Here is a 17,239-nt window from a genome sequence, read left to right as displayed (position 1 = left end):
TCTGGAACGATCCGACCGTTCTCATCGGGGAACCGAGGCGGAAAAGGGGAAAAACCGATGCAAAACGCGATGGAAATGGGGGTGTGTCGAGAAATGCGGACGGAGGGGAGGGCGCTTCTATCCTCCTCCTCGCAGTTTTTCCATGAGGTCGCGCGCTTCGGAATTCTCCGGCCGGCGCTCCAGTAGCATTTGGAGCTGCCGTTTCGCTTCCTCTCCCCTTCCGGACGACGCGAGGGCCCGGGCGAGGAGTAGGCGGATCTCCGTATCCTCCGGCTCGACGCGCAGGGACCTTTCCAGTGGTCCCGAGGCGGCTTCCCACTTTCCGTCCTGGTAGAGAAGAACGCCGAGGGTGGCCGGAAAGAAGGGGTCTCCGGGAAAACGAGCCTCCCCCAGCGCCAGAACGGCCTCTCCGGCCTCTCTCCGGCCCTCCTGGACGAGATCGCGCGCCAGAAGGGTGAGATCGTCCCTCTCCCCCGGATCGTCCGCGTCCTCCCATCGTCGGAGGGCGCCGAGCGCCTCTTCGACGCGCCCGAGCGCGCCGAGGGAACGGGCCAGAAGGAGATACCCCTCCCCGGCATCCGGCTCCATACGGGTGGACCGTTCCGCGTCCCGGGCGGCGCCGGCGGCGTCTCCTCGCTCCAGGAGAATCCTGGAACGGAGGCGGAGGCCCGCGCCATAGTCCGGCTCGTCCCGTACCGCTTGATCCGCTTGTTGGAAAGCCTCCTCCCTCTCCCCGCGGCGGAGTAGGATCACCGCCAGGTTGCGCCTCGCCCTCCCGTACCCGGGTCTCGCGCGTAGGGCGAGGCGGAGCATCTTCTCCGCGCCCTCCCTGTCCCCTTCCCCCATCAGCAGTTCGGCGAGAAGGACCATGTCCTCGGGAAACTCCGGCTCCCGATCGATCGAGCGCCTGAGGGCACGGATCGCCCCCTCACGATCCCCCGCGTCGATCAGACCGTAGCCGAGGTTCGCCCAGGCGCGCGATTTGTCGGGCGCCTTTCGCACGCAATCGGTCCAGAGGGTGACGTCGTCCCGCCAAACCCGATTGCGGGCGGCCGTGAGACCGGCCAGAAGAACCGCCAGCGCGAAAAGGGCGGCGACGGAGGCGCGCCTGCGGAGAGGGGGCGCGAAGAGGGAAACGGCGGCGAGGAAAAAACCGACCGAGGGGAGATAGGTCCTGTGTTCGAAAAGGACGTCTCGGATCGGGATGAGCGAGGACTCGACGAGAAGGGTGATGAAAAACCAACCGAGGCCGATCGCGGCGATCGGTCTCTTCTTCCTGAGGAAGAACGCCGCTCCGGCGAGCAGAAGGAGAAAGACCCCCTTCAGAAAAGTGTACGCCTCGAAGAGGCTCCCTTGGATCGGTACGTCATGATCGAGGCTCTGCCCGATCGGGAGAACGAGGAGGCGCAGGTAGGAGACGATCACGTGGATCTGCGTGATCATGTATTCCCCTCTGTCGATCCGCACCGTCTCCCGGCTGCTATGCAGGAGGGCTCCCGCCAGACCTTCCCCCCCCGCCACCCCGCTCGCCACCAGGGTGGCGGGGACGACGGCGGCGATGGCGAAAAAGGGGAGGATCCGGAGCCCTCTCTCCCGCCGGCCGCCGACGGGGAGAACCACCTCGATCCAGAGAAGCGTCAGGGGGATCGTGAGGGCGATCTCCTTGCAGCGGACCGCCGCGAGAGCCGAAAGCCAGGCGAGCGCTGCGGCGCGGCGCTTTCCGCGTCGCCCCTCGAGATAGAGGAGCACCGCCCCCAGGTAGAAGAGGGTCGCCATCTCCGTGTATCGTTGCACGATGTAGGTGACCGATTGCGTCGCGAGGGGATGAAGCAGGAAAAGAGCGAAGGCGAAGGCGCCGGCCGATCGCCCCTTCTCCCCGCCGCCGAAAAGATGGGTCGCGAGGAGAAAGACGAGAAGGGCGTTCATCCAATGGATGGCGAAGTTGATCAGATGATAACCGAAGACGCCGTCGCCGCCGGCGCGGTGGTTCGCGGTGAATGTGAGGTCCGTCAGCCCCCGATTCGAGAGGATCAGGTTCCGAAAGGAGCGTCCCCAGTCGTCGATCTGTTCGTTCTCGGTGATGGAGTGCCGGTCGTCCAGATGCCACCCGCAACGGAAGGAACCGGCGTAGGCGAGGACGCCTATTATGGAGATCAGAAGAAGGATCCTTCGCATCGATGCCCCCGGATGGAACGCGCCGTGCGGGACACCGTGCGGCGCTTCCGTCCGTGAATTGTAACGGAGCGGATGACCTGCTGGAAGGGGCGTACTCTTTTTTCTCTTGCCCTTTTCTCCAAAGGACGATACGTGGAGCGGAGAGTCCCCGCGAACCGGGGACGGGAGAGGGAGCGAGGACCATTGCGGCGTCTTTTGATGATCGTCTATCACTTTCCACCGCTCACGACGAGCGGAACCTACCGGTCCCTCCAATTCGCACGCTATCTCCCGCGGTACGGATGGAAGCCGACGGTGCTGACGATCCGCCCGGAGTGTCTCGCCGAACCGGGGCTTCTCGATGACGAGCCCCTCCGCTCCCTCCCCGAAGAGGTACGCGTTCTCCGGAGCATCGATCCGGAACCTCTGAGGCGCATCCTGGGGTGGCGCGACCGTCTCCTGGGAAAGGCGGGCGGAAACGGCTCGACCCCCGGCGCCGATCCCGCCGTTGCCGAGAGGCGCGGGGTGACGTGGCGGGACTGGCTGAGCGACTGCTTCTCCCTGCCGGACAGACAGATGGGCTGGATCCCCGTCGCCGCGTGGCGCGCCGGTCGCCTCCTCCAGGAAGGGGGATTCGACGGCGTCTATTCCTCGGCGCCGCCCGCCAGCGTTCATCTCGCCGCCCTTCTCGCCTCGCGGGGCTCCGGCGTCCCCTGGATCGCCGACTTCCGCGACCCCTGGGTGTCCAATCGTTTCCTTCCCGTGCGAAGCACCTCTTTCCTCGATCCGATCGATCGATCCCTCGAGGGAAAGGTGGTGCGCGCCGCCGATCGGGTCGTCGCGAACACGGTGGAGCTGGCGGATGATTTCCGGAACCGCTACGCACTCCCCGCCGATCATTTCGCGATCATCTCGAACGGCTACGATCCGGAGGAGACTCCCGCCCCGGATGACGCCCCCGAACCGGGCGGTCCCTTCACGATCACCCACGCGGGAACCCTTTATGGGAGGCGCGATCCGGCTCCTCTCTTCCGAGCGATTCGTCTTCTCCTGGATCGCGGGGCGCTCGCGCCGGATGATCTCAGGGTCCGGCTCCTGGGGACGGCGGGGCCGGAGCCCCGCTGGGAACATTGGCTCGCCGATCCGGACCTGGCGCGCATGATCCGCTTCGAGCCGAAGGTCCGTCGCGATGAGGCGTTCCGCGTGTTGGCGGCGTCGGACCTCCTCCTTCTGATTCAGGCGGGGACGGAGCTGCAGGTGCCGCGCAAGCTGTTCGACTACCTGTCGGTGGGAAGACCGATCCTTGCGATGGTCACCCCCGGCGCCACGCGGAACATCGTCCTCCGCGAGGGGCTCGGCGTCGCCGTCGGTCCGGAAGACCCGGAGGCGCTGGCGGATCGCGTTCTCGAAGCGATGCGCGCTCCCCGAGGCGTTTTCCACGGCAAGCCGTCCCGTTTCGATTTCCGCCGTCTCACCGGAGAATTGGCGGAGCTGCTCGAGGAGACACGATCGTGAGCGGCACGGGCGATACCTGGGACGGCGGCGTTCCCGCCGCCGCTGATCCGGGCCGGGAGCGGCTTCGCGGGGAGACCTTCCTCTGTTTCGGGTGGAGCGGCTGGGAACCGGGGGCGCAGACCTGGAACCAGGTGCTCCGGCGTCTCGCCTACCGGAACCGCGTTCTCTTCGTCCCTCCTCCCCTGGAGAGGACGGAGGTCCTCGGGAGCCGCTTCGCGCCGAACGGCAGCGGCGGCGGGCTTCGCCATCGGGAAGACCATCTCTATGTATACCGCTATCCCCGTTTTCTCCCCAATTTCTACAAGTCGCGCCTCCTGATCCGCGCCATCGAGTCGGCCCGTCTCTCCTGTCTCCGGCGCGCCCTCTCGCGCATCGGCGGCAAGCGACCGATCCTGTATCTGCTCCACCCCAAGTTTCGGGGTTACGTGGGCGGATTGAACGAGAAGATGGTGATGTATCACGTGCTCGACGAGTACAGCGGGTATCTGGGCGCCAACAAAGCGCGGCTCCGGGCCGAGGAGAGGAGCCTGCTGGATACGGCGGACCTGACCCTCTGCGTGTCCGAAACCTTGCGGGACGCCAAAGCCGGTCCCGGACGGCGAGTGGTCTACGTGCCGAACGGCGTCGATTTCGACCAGTTCGTGCCCGACGCCGGTGAAGAGGAAGAGACTCCAGAGGATCTGGCGGCGATTCCCTCCCCGCGGGCGGGGTACGTGGGCCGCGTCTGCGACAAGCTCGACTACCGTCTTCTTCTCGATATCGCCCGCGCGGCGCCCGAGATCTCCTTCTGTTTCGCCGGTCCGGTTCTCGTGGTGACCCGCGAAAACCGGGCGCTTTTCGAGGAATGGGCGGCCCTCCGCAATGTTCACCTGCTCGGCGCGAAACCCCTGTTCGAAATCCCCCGCTATGTGCGCGCCTTCGACGCGTGTCTGATGCCGTACGCCATGACCCGCGAGGGGAGACAGCGCTATCCGCTCAAGCTGCACGAATATCTCGCCGCCGGCAAACCGGTCGTCTCCGTTCCCTTGCCCTGCCTGGAAGAGCTGCATGGTCTCGTGAGGACGGCGGAGAGCGCGGAGGGGTGGGTGGAAGCGCTCAGGGGATCCTTCGCCGAAAACGGCGACGGGGAGAGGGAGCGGCGGATCGAAACGGCCCGCCGTTACGGATGGGACCGCGTGGTGATCCGCATCGAGGATCTCGTGCGGGAGACCTTGGCGTCGCGCGGCGCCGACGCCGGAACGATCGCCTAAAACAATCCTTCCAAAACCGAAGCGATCCTCTCGGCGGCGCGGCCGTCCCAGAGCGCCGGTACGCGCCCTCCTTTGCCGCGCCCGGCGAGAACGCCGTCCACCACGCCGAGGATCTTCTCCCGATCGAGACCGCACACCTCGTTTGTCCCCTCCTCTACGGTGATCGGCCGCTCCGTGTTCTCGCGAAGGGTGACGCAGGGGATGCCGAGCGCGGTGCTCTCCTCCTGTATGCCTCCGGAATCGGTCAAGAGTACGGCAGCGCCCAAAAAGAGACGAAGGAAGTCGAGGTAGCCGAGCGGCGGGAGAAGGGCGACTCCGTCGGCCCTTTCGAGCCGGCCGCGGAGGCCGGTCCTCTCGAGGGCCGCGGCGGTGCGCGGGTGGACGGGGAAGAGAACGGGCAATCGCGACGACGTTTCCTCCAGGATCGCGACCGCCCTCATCAGATCTTCCTCGCGATCCACGTTGGAGGGACGGTGGAGGGTCACCAGCGCGTAAGGTCCCTTCGGGAGGGGGACGACGGGGTCGATTTTGAGGGCGCGCTCCCTGTTGGCGAGGAGGGTGTCCACCATGACGTTTCCGACGAAATGGACGCGCTCATCGGGGATCCCTTCGCGGCGGAGGTTCTCCGCGGCGCTCTCTTCCGTGATGAAGAGGATGTGGGCGACGGCGTCGGTGAGGACCCGGTTGATCTCCTCGGGCATTCTTCGGTCGAAGCTGCGCAGGCCCGCCTCCACATGGGCGACGAGGATCCCGCGCTTCACCGCCGTGAGCGCGCAGGCGAGTGTGGAGTTCACGTCCCCCACGACCAGGACCAGATCGGTGGGATGAGTGTCCAGGAAGCGATCGAAACGGGTCAGCACGGCGCCGGTCTGCGCCGCGTGGGAGAGAGAGCCCACCTCCAGGTCCGCGTCCGGTTTCTCCAACCCCAGGTCGCGGAAGAAACGGAGCGACATGACGTCGTCGTAATGCTGGCCCGTGTGCAACAGGAAGCTCCGGAAGCGGGGCCGCCCGGCGAGGGCGCGGTGAATCGGCGCGATCTTCATGAAGTTGGGTCTCGCCCCGGAGACGAGAACGACGTTCACCGCCCTTTCACTCACCGATCACTCCTCCTTCCCTCGTGTAAGATCCCGGACGATCCGCCGGTAGCCGGCGCCGACGACGGACCAGTCGTAGACCCTTTCCGCGAGCGCCCTTCCGTTTTTTCCGATCCGCTCCCTCAAATCCCTGTCCCGGAGAAGGCGATCCGCCTCTTCCACGAAGGCGTCCTCTCCGTCCGCGGTCACGATCTCCTCCCCTTCGCGCGCCTCGATTCCCTCGCGCCCTACGGACGTGGCGAGGACCGTCTTCCCCATCGCCAGCGCGTCGAGGATCTTGAGGCGCGTGCCCCCTCCCACGCGGAGGGGCGCCACCGAAAGCCACGCGCCCGTCACCAGCGGGCGGAGGTCCTCCACGAAGCCGTGCACGCGCACGCTCCGGTCCGCCCCCCCCCGCGGAAGGAACCGCTCCGGGGCGGAGCCGATCAGATCGAGCGTCGCGTCGGGATGGCGCTGCCGGATCCGCGGCCAGAGACGGCCGAGGAGCCAGGCGACGGCGTCCCGGTTGGGGAACCAACTCAGCCCGCCGACCCAGACGACTCTCTTCGCCTCCCCTTCCCCGCCGGGCGTGTAGTAGGCGGTGTCGGTTCCGTTCGGCACCACGTCGGCTCGGAGACCCGGCGCGTCGGACTCCGCGCGCGAGCGGTCCGCGGCGGACACGAACAGATTCCGGTCGAAGGCGCCGTACCATCTCTTCTCGTAGAGCCCCAGCTTGGACGCCTGCAGGCGGAGGTAGGCGCCGGCCAGAGGGTTCCTTTCCCGCGGCGCCCGGCGGCGGAAGAGGAGAGACTCCACGTTGTGGTGGTTCAGGATCGCCGGTAGTCCGGCCGCGAGGGGCCGGTGCCCGGCCAGGTCGACGGTGTCGAAATGGACGGCGTCGTATCCCCCGTCCCCCAAGTATCGCTCCAGCCGGTCGCGGAAATCGTCCGAATATAATTCTTGAACCGTATATGGACTCTTTTCCAACAGATTTCTCAGAAGCCCGGCGGCGAAAGCGGCGCGGGATCTCTCGTTCGGAATGGGGAAGATGGATACGCGGCCGCAGAGCTTTTCCATTTCCCGCTTCGCTCCATCGAGATCGCGGTCCGCCTCCGAACGGCGACGGTGAAAGGCGATCAGGTCGACCCGCGCCTCCCGGCTCAGCTCGCGCAGCAGGTGCCAGGAACGCTGGAGATTCCCGCCGCGCGGGGGCCAGGGGACGAAATGGGAAACCCAGAGAACGTTCACCGGCGCGTCGCCTCCTCGTATACCCTCTCCGTCTCTCGAGCGGTACGGTCCACGCCGTATTCCCGCCGGACCGCCTCCTTCCCCGCGGCGCCGATTCGCCCGCGCAGGGAATCGTCGCGAAGGAGCCTAGCGATCGCGGCGGCGAGCGCCGGTCCGTCCCCCGGCGGAACGAGCAAGCCGGTCTCGCCGTCGCGAATCACCTCCGCCATTCCCCCCACGCGGGGAACCACCGCCGGGAGCCCGAGGGCGAGAGCCTCTAAAAGGGTCATCGGCAGTCCCTCCCTCTCCGAGGAGAGTGCGAAGATCTCCGCTCCCCCGAGAAGGGGAGCCGGCTCTTCGCGAAAACCGGCGAAGCGGACGCGGCCGGGCGCGATTTCACCGGCGATCCTCTCCAACGCCCCCCGCTCCGGTCCGTCTCCGACGAGGAGAAGCCGCGCGTCGATCCCCTCCTCGGCGAGGCGCGCGACCGCGTCGATCAGACGGTCGAAACGTTTCTCCGGGGAGAGCCTCCCGCAAGAGACGATCCAGCGGCCGGGTCCCGGATTCTCCGGAGGCGGCGCGCCTCCCGCTTCCTCCGGGAGAGGGATCCCGTTCCGCACCGTCGCGATCTTCTCCATGGGGAGAAAGCGCCGCATCTCCTCCGCCACCGCGCCGGAGACGGCGATCGCCCTCTCGCAGAGGCGCGGCGCGAGAAAGCGGTCCACGCGGTAGTAGGCGGTGTAGGGGAAACGCCCTCCCGGATAAGGGGAACCGTGCTGGGTGCGGATCCGCGCGCAGCCCCGAAGGGGGCGGGCGGCGAAACCGGCCAGCAAATTCTCTTTATATCCGTGAGAATGAACGATCCTCGGGTTCCACTCCCGTAGAATGCGCCCGCAGTCGCGGAGCAGGGAGAGGAAGGATCGTCCCCGTTCGGGGAGGACGCGCACGCGCGTTCCGGCGCGGCGCAATCGCTCGGCGGCGAGGCCGTCGTTGAGGAGGATCACGCGCGCCTCCCAACGCCCCCCGCGCAGAAGCGCGCCGATCAGATGAAAGACCTGCGCCTCCGCCCCTCCCCACAGATCGCCGGATAGGAGGTGCGCGGCCAGTGGTTTCGCCGGTTCCCCGAATGCCGCGCCGCCCAATCCGTCCCCTCCCTCAACGATCATCCCGAACGCCCCAGGAGGTTTCTCGCGGCGGCCCACGCCACCCGCCATGCGGGCGCCGGGTCGCGCCAGTCGAGAAAGGCGTGGCGGAGCGGTTTTCCGAGGAGGCTCCCCGCCCAACCGAAGAAGGTAAGGTTCCCCCGCCGGCGGTTCTGCTGAAAAGAGTGAAAGTCCCAGCGGAGATTCACCCAGTACACGCCTTCCCGGAAGGAGTCGGTCGGCTCGAGTCGCTCCAGCTCCCCGATGTCCCGGTAGGCGATCCAGGGAATGTCCATCCCGGAGGCGGTGGTGAGCGACTCCGCCGAGACGGATCGCGGGTTGAGTTCGATCAGCTTGTAGCGCCCGTCCCGCGGATCCCTCTTCCACTCGAATCCGCCCAACCCTTGATAACCGATCGCCCGGCAGAAGCGGTCGCCCATTTCCATCAGCTCCGGGATCCGGACGCTCACCTGGAAGCTGCCGTCGCCGTACTCCACCGGGTTCTGTCTCAGCTTCCTCTTGGTGAAGAGGCAGATCGGCCTCGTTTCCCGGTCGTAATAGACCAGAAGGCCGAAGAGTTGGTCGTCGCCGCCGGGGATCTTTTCCTGCACCATCACCGCCTGCCCGATCCGCGCCCCTTCGGCGAAGGCGCGCCTCAGTTCCTCCCGGTCGGCCACCTCGAGAAGCTTCCCTTCCTTGTGGCGTTTCCAGAGGTGCGAGTAGTACGGCTTGACGATGCAGGGGAAGCCGACGGCGTCGCCCGCGGCGATCGCCTCCTCTTCGCTTTCGGGATAAAATGTTTTGGGCGCCTCCAGCCCGTTCCGCTCCGCAAGACCATACTGCTCCCTCTTGTTGGGCAGCTTTTCCACCACCTCTTCGTCGGGGAGAACGAAACGAAAATAACGGCAGAGCGAAGCCCTCTCGCGGGAAACCATGAGCACATGCACGTCGCCGGTGGGAATGAGAACCGGTCGGACCGGAAGAGAGCGGCCGATGGAGAGAAGCGTCTCCATCCAAAAGTCGTGCCGTTCCACCGGATCGGGCATGCGGACGCCGATTCCGTACCGGGAATGGAGGCCGGGCAGATCTCCCGGTCCCTCCATCACGACCACGGGCACTCCCCGGCGTCCGATGCTGCGCACGAAGGAGAGGCCGTTGGGCGAAGCGCCCAGAATGATCGCCGCCGGCGGTTCCGCGGGCGCATCGGACAATCGATTGAGAACGGCGGCTAGATCGCCGGGCCTTCGAGCCAGGTCGAACATGGTCTCTCTCCTTGCCGGCCCTCCCGCTCAGGCGATGCCGATCGCCCAGCGAAGGCGGCGGGCGGACCACCGGCCTCGCCGGTCGGTCGCCTTCCCGTCGTGTAGGTTCACCCGTGGAAGATCGTAAGGATCTTCCATCCTTCCATCCAAGGAGAATCCGAAGCGATAGCCGGCTCCCGCGGCGAGGCGCCGGACCGCCTCGTTTCGGTCGCCGTTCGGATAGGCCACGTAGTCCGGCGGTCGGCCGAGCGCGGCGGTGATCCTCTCCCGCGATTCGGCCAGTTCCCGCGCGGCCGTTTCCGGCGAAACGCGCGTGAGGATACGGTGGTTGACGCCGTGGCTGCCGATGACGATCCCCCCTTCCGCCAGCTGCCGCAGGTCGGACCAATCGGCGACGCGCCGCTTCTCATGCGCCTCTCCCCCCCCCTCCACGATTCGCGCGAGCAGCTTCTCTCGTTCTTCTTCGCTCTTCCTCTTCCAGCGGCCGAGGAGGCGTTCCAAGGAGTCGGGGTCGCCGGGCGCGCTCGCGCGTTCGCCCGTCCGCCGGAGAAACTCGCCGGGTCCGACGCTCTTCATCGCCGCGATCAAACGCTCGGGCCAGAAAAGCCTCCCTTCCTCGACGTGGCGCACGGAGACGAAACAGATACCCGGAATCCCGCGGTGGCGCATCTCCGGCATCGCCCTCCGGACCGTGTCGCTCCAGCCGTCGTCGAAGGTGATCAGCGCGGCGGGTCTCGGAAGGGGCGCCGGGTGTCCGGCGAGGAATTCCTCCGGCGCCGGGAGATCGAAACGGCCGGAGAGCCAGTCCAGAATCTCCCGGAAAACGCGGAGAGAAACGACCATGCCCGGGGGGGAAAAGTCGGTCCCCTTCTCGTCGGGGAGGACGCGGTGGAAAAGGAGGATCAGCCGGTTGCCGTCCCGCCGCAGACGACGCCGGAGGAGCGCCTCCGGTACCCCGATCCTTCCGAGCGCCTCGCGGGCCGCGCTTCTGAAAAGGCTCATCGCTTCGTCGGCTCCCAGGTCACGGCCCGCCGTCCCGACAGATAAAGAAGCCAGGCGACGAATACCGCGGCGTTGGTGGTCAGCAGGAAGAGGGCCGCCTTCCCCGGCAAGGTCCGCCCCACTTTCGCGGAGAACGCCGCGGCGGCGGCGAGCCCGTAGAAGAGAAGCTGCGCCGCCAGAAGAACCGCGAAAAACGGTCTCCCGGCGAGGGGGAAGGAGGCGGCGAGCGCGGCGATCATCGCCCAGGGAACGAGCCAGCGGATCACCTTGTGGGAGAGGAGCGCCCAGGCGACGAAAGGGCCGCGGCGCGGATCGAGGAGGCGGCGCATCCGCCGGAGCACGTCCATTCCCCGCATCACGGTCCGGGTCTTCCGCCGGAACTCCCGCCCCGGCGAGGCGACGGGGAGGAAGCGTCCTCGCGCGCGCGGCTCGCTCACCACGCGGTGTCCGGCGGCGACGATCTCCAGGGGGACGAGGAAATCCCGCGTGAAACGCCGGTCCGTGGGGGCGACCAAAGAGCGCCGGACCGCGTAGAAGGAGCCGCTCACGCCGACCAGCGTGCGAACCCGCGCCTCGAGCCTGCGGATCATCATCTCATAGCGGACGTAGAGCCCTTCGCCTCCGCCCGGCACCTCGTCCTCGCTGGAAACGCAGCCCACCGTCGGGTCGTGGAAGGGCTTCACGATCTCCCGGATCGCCTCCCGGTTCAGGCGGATGCCGGCGTCGGTGAAGACGATCACATCCCCCGTCGCCTCGGGGAGCGCCCGGTTCTGCGCCGCCACCTTCCCCTCTCTCCTCTCGGAACGGACGAGGCGGACGCCTCTGTCCTCGAAGGCGAGAACCGCCTCCTCCGTCGCGTCGGTGGAGCCGTCGGAACTGATTATGATGTGAAGCCTATCGGGCGGATAATCGAGCCGGAGAAGGTTCTCGATCTTCCCGCGGATCTCCTCGGGGCTGTTGTGCACCGGCACGATCACCGTCACCTCGGGCTCGATCGCCCCCCGCCGGACCGGGCGCCCGCGCGCCGCCGCCGCGAGGCCGAGAAGAAGAGGGTAGCCGGCGTATGCGTAAAGAACCGTCGCAGCCGCCGCCCAAAAGAGAATCGCCCAAACGTTCATCGAAGGGCCCTCCCCATCTTCTCCAGGATCGAATCCGCGATTCCGTCGTCGATGAGGGGATGCGTGGGGAGGGTCAGGATCTCCCGGGCGATCGTCTCCGCCCCTTCCGTCCCGCCGCCGGAAACGAGGCGCTCCGGATCGAGCCCGGGGATTTCTCGGATCGGGGAGGGATAGGAGGCGGCGACGCCGAGGGAGCGAACGGCGCGCCAAACCGCGTCCCTCTCGGCCGCTTCAACATAAACGGGGCATCGAATCGCGGAGGAGGGTCCCGCCGGTTCGGGGAAGCGGATCGGAAGCCCTCGCGCCGCGGCCTCCTCCCGGTAACGCTCCGACCGGCGCCGGCGCGCTTCCGTCTTCTCCTCCCGGCCGTGAAGCAGGCGTTCCGCGAGGCCCGCGACTGCTCCCTCCGCCGGGCCGACGGCAAAACTTTCATCGTAAATCGTTTCGCCGATCCCGAGCCAGGGAAGCGATGCGGGTATTCCGTACAGGGAGGGTCGGAAGAAGAGGGATTGCGCCCAAGCCTCGCATGTCCGCAGAGCGCCGCGGCCGCCGCCCGCGGGCACGCGAAGCGCTCCGTCGAGCGTACCCCCCTTCTCCACGAGGAGCGCGCCGCCGCCGAGGGCGGGGATCGCCTTCCCTCGGCCGAAGGAGAGGAGCCCGCCCTCGCCGGCCGCTCCGGCCGTCTTTCCGGGCGGCGCGGCGCCGAATCCCTGGGCGGCGTCGTCGATCAGAAAGGCGCCCCACTCCCGGGCGAGCGCCTCCAGGCGAACCAGGCGGTTCGGGTGGCCGAAGAGGTGGTGCGTGACGATCGCCAGGATCCTGTCGCCGTCGATCCCGCGGAGCGCCTCTTCCCGAAAATCGAGGTCCGCCGGATCCAGGTCGACCGGTTGAACCTTCAGCCCCGCTCGCGACACCGCGGCGGGAACGGACCAGCAGGTGTAGGCGCCGACGGCCACGCGGTCTCTTCCGGGCCGGACCCGGCGGCAGGCGTCGAGGAGAAGGGTGAGGGCCGCCCGGCCGGAGGAAACGGGGAAGGCTCTCCTTCCCGGAAAGATCTCCTCCAGAGAGCGAACCAGCCTCTCCCTCGCCCCCTCGGGATCGCGCCACCCCGCCAGAGCGGCGCGCCGATCCCCCGAGCGAAGAGGGAAACCAGCCGGCGGAAGCCTACCGATCATCGTTCCTCCTCTTCTTCCTCAGCCCGACTCGACAGGCGGAGTCCGATTACGCAAAAAGAAGTGATGAGGTAGATGTGCGGGTAGTACAGAGCCGAAAGAAACGAGGATGTGACCAAGAACCCGATCGCGCTCCCGAGGGTCGCGGTGCCGAAATAGCGGGCGAAACGCGCGCCTTCCCCCTTTCCCCGTCGTCCGTAGCGCAGAGTCTTGCGGAGGTCTCCGAGGCACTGCAGCGCGAGGATCGTGTAGATGGCGATCCCCGCGGCTCCCATCTCCGCCACGAGAAGGGGAACGGTGCCGTGCATCGCTCTTCCCCATTGGGTGTCCGGGTTCGGCAGGTCCAGATAACGGGGCATGTAGAGCGGCGAGTTCCCCGGTCCGACGCCGATGAGCGGCTTTTCGGCGAACATCCGCATGCCGGCGAGCCAGTACTCCCTCCTCTTGTGGGCGGTTCCCTCGTCGGTGTTCCGGATCGACGCGATCTCCTCGAAGTAGCGGGACGGGGCGATCGCCGCCACGGCGCTGATCAGAAGAATCATGACGAACGCACCGAGCAGTTTTCGCCGGCTGCGGAGCCAGCAGAAAAAGAGGGTGGCGCTCATACCGACGAAGCCGCCCCGCGACATCGTGAGCATGACCGTGACGAGCAGAACGCCCGCCAGGAGCGCCCAGAACAGCTTCTTCCCCGCTCTCCGGCTCTCTTCGATGTGAAAGAAAACGAAGGGGAAGATCACGATGAGCGCCATGGCGAAGTCGTTCTCGTCGCCGAGGAAGTTGCCTCCCACCGACCCGGTGGTCCCCCAGCGGTTGCCGACGAGGAACTGGACGATCCCTTTCCCGCAGAGAAAAATATGGGCCGCCACGAGAAGGCCGATCAGGGCGCGCACGCGCGTACGACGGTCCACCAAATTGACGGTCAGCATATAAAGAATAACCGTGAGCGCCATGCCGCGGAAATACTGGAACGCCCAATAGTTGTTGATCGAGGTGATGACCGAGAGCCCCATGAAGGCGAGCAGTCCGACGAGTGTCGTGCTCTGCCTGGACCAGATCAAGCGACGGTTCGGGTCGCGAATCACCAGGATGATGAAGACGCCGAACATCGCGATGGTCGTGAGGAAGGGGAGGCGGAGCGGTTGCAGGGGAGCGATCATGTCCTGGGGGCGAAAATACTCGAGGAAGTAGATCAAAAGGACGCCCAGGAAGGGGCGCTTCAACACGGCGAGGAGAACCGCCGCGATCGGCAGGAGGGCGATCGCCAGCGCCCAACCCACCTGCGTGGGGAGATTGACAACCGCCAAAGCGCCGACGGCGCCCACCACGAGGGCGATCAGGACGAGTGAGAGCGGACCGGAGCGATTCACGGGATCCTCCGGACGATGACCGGCCCCAACCACCGCGCTAACGGGAGGGGAAGGCGCTTCCATGCCTCGACGAAGAGGCGAAGCTTGCGGCTCGCGGTGCTGCGCTCCGGCACGGCGTCGGCACGGAGGAGCGCATAGTGCCACCGGCAGGGGACGGGCGCGGCGCCCCACTGTTTCTTGAAACGATAGGTGCCGCTCCCCGCCGTGGAGCGTCCGAAATCGAAAACGCTCGCCCCCCCCTCCCGGGCGCGACGGATGGCGGTCCAATAGAGAAGGTGGTTCGGGCAGAGGCGGAAGCGGTCTCGAAGCGACGAAGCGCTCGGCACGACCGCCGTCTCTCCGTGGCGCAAAAGGACGCATCCACCCACCGGGGTTTCCCCTTCTTCCCGGACCACGATCACCTCCATGCTCGGACCGAAGGCCGCGGCCATCCTCTTAAAAAAGTCACGGCCCCAAACGGGAACGCCGATGTCCCGCATGTTCCGCGAAAAAACCCGATAGAAAGGATCGAGAAGCTCCGCGCCTCCGCTCTCGGCGACGAGCCCCTCCTTCTCCGCCTTGCGGATCTGGTTTCGCACCTTGGCGGGGAAGCCGTTCCACATTCGCTCCGGGTCGTCCAATTCCAGGAGCAGGGTGGTCTTGCCCTCCCGGACCGGTCGCGGCTCTCCCAGATCGCGCAGGGAGCGGATCTCCACGTAGCGGCAGCGCTCCTCGCGGCCGATCTCGACGGCACGCCGGAGAAGAGCTCTTTCCGTGTCCGCGTCCTCGGCGAGGGGGCCGGCGTCGTCCAGCCAGGGAAGGGAGACGAGCGCCCTTCCTCCCACCAACCCCTCGACGCGCACCAGAGGGAGCACGCCTGCGATACGCCCCTCCCTCTCGGCGATCAGATAGCGCGGGCGGTGGCCGAAACTCTCGGCGAGAACCGAGCGCCATTCGATGCGGTGCCCGACGCGGCTCTCCGGACGAGCGCCGACGAAGGCGCGCCAATGCTCCTCATCCCCGTCGCGGAACGGGCGGACGGTCATTCGAGGACCTCGCGGACGCTGTAATCGCGCGTTTCCCGCGAGTGTGTGAAGATGATCATCTCCCCGATCAGGCCGATGGAGATGGTTTGCACGCCGAGCACGGTGAGTAGAATCCCGAGGAGGAGGAGCGGGCGGCCGGCGATTCCGTGCGAGAGGATCACGCGATCGATGAACAGGTAGAGGTTGATCAAAACGCCGGGCAAGAGGAGGATCGAGCCGACGAGCCCGAAGAAGCGGAGCGGCTTCTGGGTGAAGCGCAGAAGGAAGTAAAGGGTGAGCACGTCCAATATCCGGTTGAAATAGACGGTAGGGCGGGAGGCGCGGGCGCCGTTGCCGCGCGGCCAGCTCACCTGGAGTAGAATCTCTTCGACCCGGTATCCCCGGCCCACCGCCAGGAAGGGAAGGAACCGGATCATCTCCCCGTAGAGGGCGATCTCCTCCGCCACCTCGCGACGGTACGCGCGGACGCCGCTCGTGAAATCCCGGAAGCTCGCTCCGGTGGCGCCGCGGATCAGGCGGCGATACACGCGAAGCGGCAGGCGCTCCCGCCCGCCCCCCGGCTCGCCGGATCGCGCGCCGAGAACGAGGTCCGCCCCCTCCGTGATCCTTTCGCGCAGGCTCCGGATCTCGTCGGCCGAAACGGGAAGCGTTCCGGGAACGGTGAGGAAAACGCCGCCGGAGGCGTGTGGAAGCGCCGCGTCGATGGCGGCGGTTTCGCCGAAACGCTTCGAAAGACGAACCACGCGCACCGGTCCCGCGCCCGTCGGAAGTCCGTCGAGCCAGCCCCGGCCCTTCCCCGTGCCGTCGTCCAAGATCAGGATCTCGTGGGAGATTCCGGCGAGCCCCTCCCGGATCTCACGGATCTGCTTGTCCACTCCATCGACGGCGTAGGGGAGGTAGAGAAAGACGGTGACCTCCACCGGCGCGTTCCGCGGGTCGCTCACGCCTCACCCCTTCCGATCAGGCCGCTCAGCATCGAGCCTTGCCTGTAGTTACCGGTGGCCGTAACGATCTCGGCGAACCATCCGAGCGAGAGAAGGTAGAACCAAGCGAAAAAGAGAAGAAAAGTGGTTCCGGGAAGCACGATCGGCGGTTGGCCGGCTGGTTGATTGATGTACCAATAGGCGGCCCAGAGACCGATCACCGTTCCGGCCAGCGCGAAGGGAAAGGCGAGATAGCTGAACCAATAGCGCGGCCGCGAGGCGAAATGGAGAATCATCTGCAGCGCCACCAGGTCCGCCATGACCCGTCCCACGCGGCCGAGGCCGTACTTGGAGACGCCGGAATGGCGGGGATGATCCCGGACCGGCACCTCGGCGGCTCGGGCGCCGGTGAGGGACGCGAGAGCCGGAAGGAAGCGGTGCATCTCCGCGTAGATGTGCAACCGTTGCGCCACCTCCCTCTCGTATCCCTTCAGGGTGCAACCGTAATCGTGAAGAGGAACGCCGGAGAGCCGTGAGATGAGCGCGTTGGCGGTGATGGAAGGGAGCCGTCGCGTAAGAAACGGTTCCTTCCGGCTCTTTCGCCAGCCGCTCACCACCTGAAATCCCTCGTCCATCTTGGCGAGAATCGCGGGGATGTCCCTCGGGTCGTTCTGCAGGTCTCCGTCCATGGTGACCACCCGATCGCCGCGGGCGTGCTGAAAACCGGCGGCCAGCGCCGCCGTCTGCCCGAAGTTCCGCCGGAGCCGAACGACACGCACGCGCCGGTCCCTCTCGCGGATTTCCCGGAGACGATCGAAGGTGCCGTCCCGGGATCCGTCGTCGACGAACAGGATCTCCCATGAGAGTCCGAGCCCGTCCAAAACCGGCCGTGTTCTCTCGTGAAGAAGACGCACGTTCCCCTCTTCGTCATAGACGGGGATCACCACGCTCACATCGAGTCGTTCCGGACGGGAATCCGTCATTCCTCACTCCGCCGGGGTCCGGGCGC

At 66.8% G+C, this 17,239-nt stretch carries 14 protein-coding genes; 2 read left to right on the top strand and 12 right to left on the bottom strand.

Annotated features, from left to right (window positions below; translation table 11 throughout):
* Positions 1–117: 117 nt before the first annotated feature.
* A complete protein-coding gene (locus JW958_11180; GenBank protein MBN1826817.1) occupies positions 118–2,175 on the bottom strand; it encodes a tetratricopeptide repeat protein in 2,058 nt (685 codons plus the stop codon).
* A 183-nt stretch (positions 2,176–2,358) separates the two neighbouring features.
* Here JW958_11180 and JW958_11175 point away from each other — a divergent pair, with 183 nt between their 5' ends.
* A complete protein-coding gene (locus tag JW958_11175; protein ID MBN1826816.1) occupies positions 2,359–3,669 on the top strand; it encodes a glycosyltransferase family 4 protein in 1,311 nt (436 codons plus the stop codon).
* Positions 3,666–4,919, top strand: a complete 1,254-nt coding sequence (locus JW958_11170; GenBank protein ID MBN1826815.1) for a glycosyltransferase — start codon at positions 3,666–3,668, stop codon at positions 4,917–4,919. Before JW958_11175 ends, JW958_11170 begins: the two co-directional genes overlap by 4 nt.
* On the opposite strand, the gene wecB is transcribed toward JW958_11170, so the two are convergent.
* Genes wecB through JW958_11115 form a run of 11 tightly spaced genes read right to left on the bottom strand, consistent with a single transcriptional unit; the run spans position 4,916 to position 17,213 of the window.
* A complete protein-coding gene (gene wecB, locus JW958_11165) occupies positions 4,916–6,001 on the bottom strand; it encodes a UDP-N-acetylglucosamine 2-epimerase (non-hydrolyzing) (protein MBN1826814.1) in 1,086 nt (361 codons plus the stop codon). The two genes, JW958_11170 and wecB, sit on opposite strands and share 4 nt — an antisense overlap.
* Positions 6,002–6,019: 18 nt before the next feature.
* Positions 6,020–7,240, bottom strand: coding sequence for a glycosyltransferase (locus JW958_11160; GenBank protein MBN1826813.1), 1,221 nt, complete (start codon positions 7,238–7,240; stop codon positions 6,020–6,022).
* Positions 7,237–8,385: a glycosyltransferase gene (locus tag JW958_11155; GenBank protein ID MBN1826812.1), complete on the bottom strand. Its 1,149-nt coding sequence runs from the start codon at positions 8,383–8,385 to the stop codon at positions 7,237–7,239. Before JW958_11155 ends, JW958_11160 begins: the two co-directional genes overlap by 4 nt.
* Entirely contained in the window at positions 8,382–9,623 is a 1,242-nt protein-coding gene (locus JW958_11150; protein MBN1826811.1) for a hypothetical protein, read from the bottom strand. Before JW958_11150 ends, JW958_11155 begins: the two co-directional genes overlap by 4 nt.
* A 27-nt stretch (positions 9,624–9,650) precedes the next feature.
* Positions 9,651–10,625, bottom strand: coding sequence for a polysaccharide deacetylase family protein (locus JW958_11145; GenBank protein ID MBN1826810.1), 975 nt, complete (start codon positions 10,623–10,625; stop codon positions 9,651–9,653).
* Entirely contained in the window at positions 10,622–11,743 is a 1,122-nt protein-coding gene (locus tag JW958_11140; protein MBN1826809.1) for a glycosyltransferase, read from the bottom strand. Before JW958_11140 ends, JW958_11145 begins: the two co-directional genes overlap by 4 nt.
* The gene (locus JW958_11135; protein MBN1826808.1) at positions 11,740–12,918 is read right to left on the bottom strand and encodes a DegT/DnrJ/EryC1/StrS family aminotransferase; all 1,179 of its coding nucleotides are present in this window, start codon (positions 12,916–12,918) and stop codon (positions 11,740–11,742) included. Before JW958_11135 ends, JW958_11140 begins: the two co-directional genes overlap by 4 nt.
* Positions 12,915–14,282 carry an O-antigen ligase family protein gene (locus tag JW958_11130; GenBank protein MBN1826807.1) on the bottom strand — a complete coding sequence of 456 codons (1,368 nt, stop codon included), beginning with the start codon at positions 14,280–14,282 and terminating at the stop codon, positions 12,915–12,917. The genes JW958_11135 and JW958_11130 overlap by 4 nt, the downstream gene beginning before the upstream one ends.
* Entirely contained in the window at positions 14,279–15,307 is a 1,029-nt protein-coding gene (locus JW958_11125; protein MBN1826806.1) for a FemAB family PEP-CTERM system-associated protein, read from the bottom strand. The genes JW958_11130 and JW958_11125 overlap by 4 nt, the downstream gene beginning before the upstream one ends.
* A complete protein-coding gene (locus JW958_11120) occupies positions 15,304–16,251 on the bottom strand; it encodes a glycosyltransferase (protein ID MBN1826805.1) in 948 nt (315 codons plus the stop codon). The genes JW958_11125 and JW958_11120 overlap by 4 nt, the downstream gene beginning before the upstream one ends.
* Positions 16,248–17,213, bottom strand: coding sequence for a glycosyltransferase family 2 protein (locus JW958_11115; GenBank protein MBN1826804.1), 966 nt, complete (start codon positions 17,211–17,213; stop codon positions 16,248–16,250). The genes JW958_11120 and JW958_11115 overlap by 4 nt, the downstream gene beginning before the upstream one ends.
* Between the last annotated feature and the right edge of the window lie 26 nt (positions 17,214–17,239).

The organism is Candidatus Eisenbacteria bacterium, from assembly GCA_016930695.1.
GTDB lineage: Bacteria > Orphanbacterota > Orphanbacteria > Orphanbacterales > Orphanbacteraceae > JAFGGD01.
The sequence above is the reverse complement of the archived record's forward strand: the minus strand, read 5'-3'. Positions and strand labels throughout refer to the sequence as shown.

What these genes read in the sequence shown, in the direction of transcription:
- JW958_11180 (MBN1826817.1), bottom strand. Translation starts at nt 2,175, where the DNA reads ATGCGAAGGATCCTTCTTCTGATCTCCATAATAGGCGTCCTCGCCTAC.
- JW958_11155 (MBN1826812.1), bottom strand. Translation starts at nt 8,385, where the DNA reads ATGATCGTTGAGGGAGGGGACGGATTGGGCGGCGCGGCATTCGGGGAA.
- JW958_11150 (MBN1826811.1), bottom strand. Translation starts at nt 9,623, where the DNA reads ATGTTCGACCTGGCTCGAAGGCCCGGCGATCTAGCCGCCGTTCTCAAT.
- JW958_11145 (MBN1826810.1), bottom strand. Translation starts at nt 10,625, where the DNA reads ATGAGCCTTTTCAGAAGCGCGGCCCGCGAGGCGCTCGGAAGGATCGGG.
- JW958_11140 (MBN1826809.1), bottom strand. Translation starts at nt 11,743, where the DNA reads ATGAACGTTTGGGCGATTCTCTTTTGGGCGGCGGCTGCGACGGTTCTT.
- JW958_11135 (MBN1826808.1), bottom strand. Translation starts at nt 12,918, where the DNA reads ATGATCGGTAGGCTTCCGCCGGCTGGTTTCCCTCTTCGCTCGGGGGAT.
- JW958_11125 (MBN1826806.1), bottom strand. Translation starts at nt 15,307, where the DNA reads ATGACCGTCCGCCCGTTCCGCGACGGGGATGAGGAGCATTGGCGCGCC.
- JW958_11115 (MBN1826804.1), bottom strand. Translation starts at nt 17,213, where the DNA reads ATGACGGATTCCCGTCCGGAACGACTCGATGTGAGCGTGGTGATCCCC.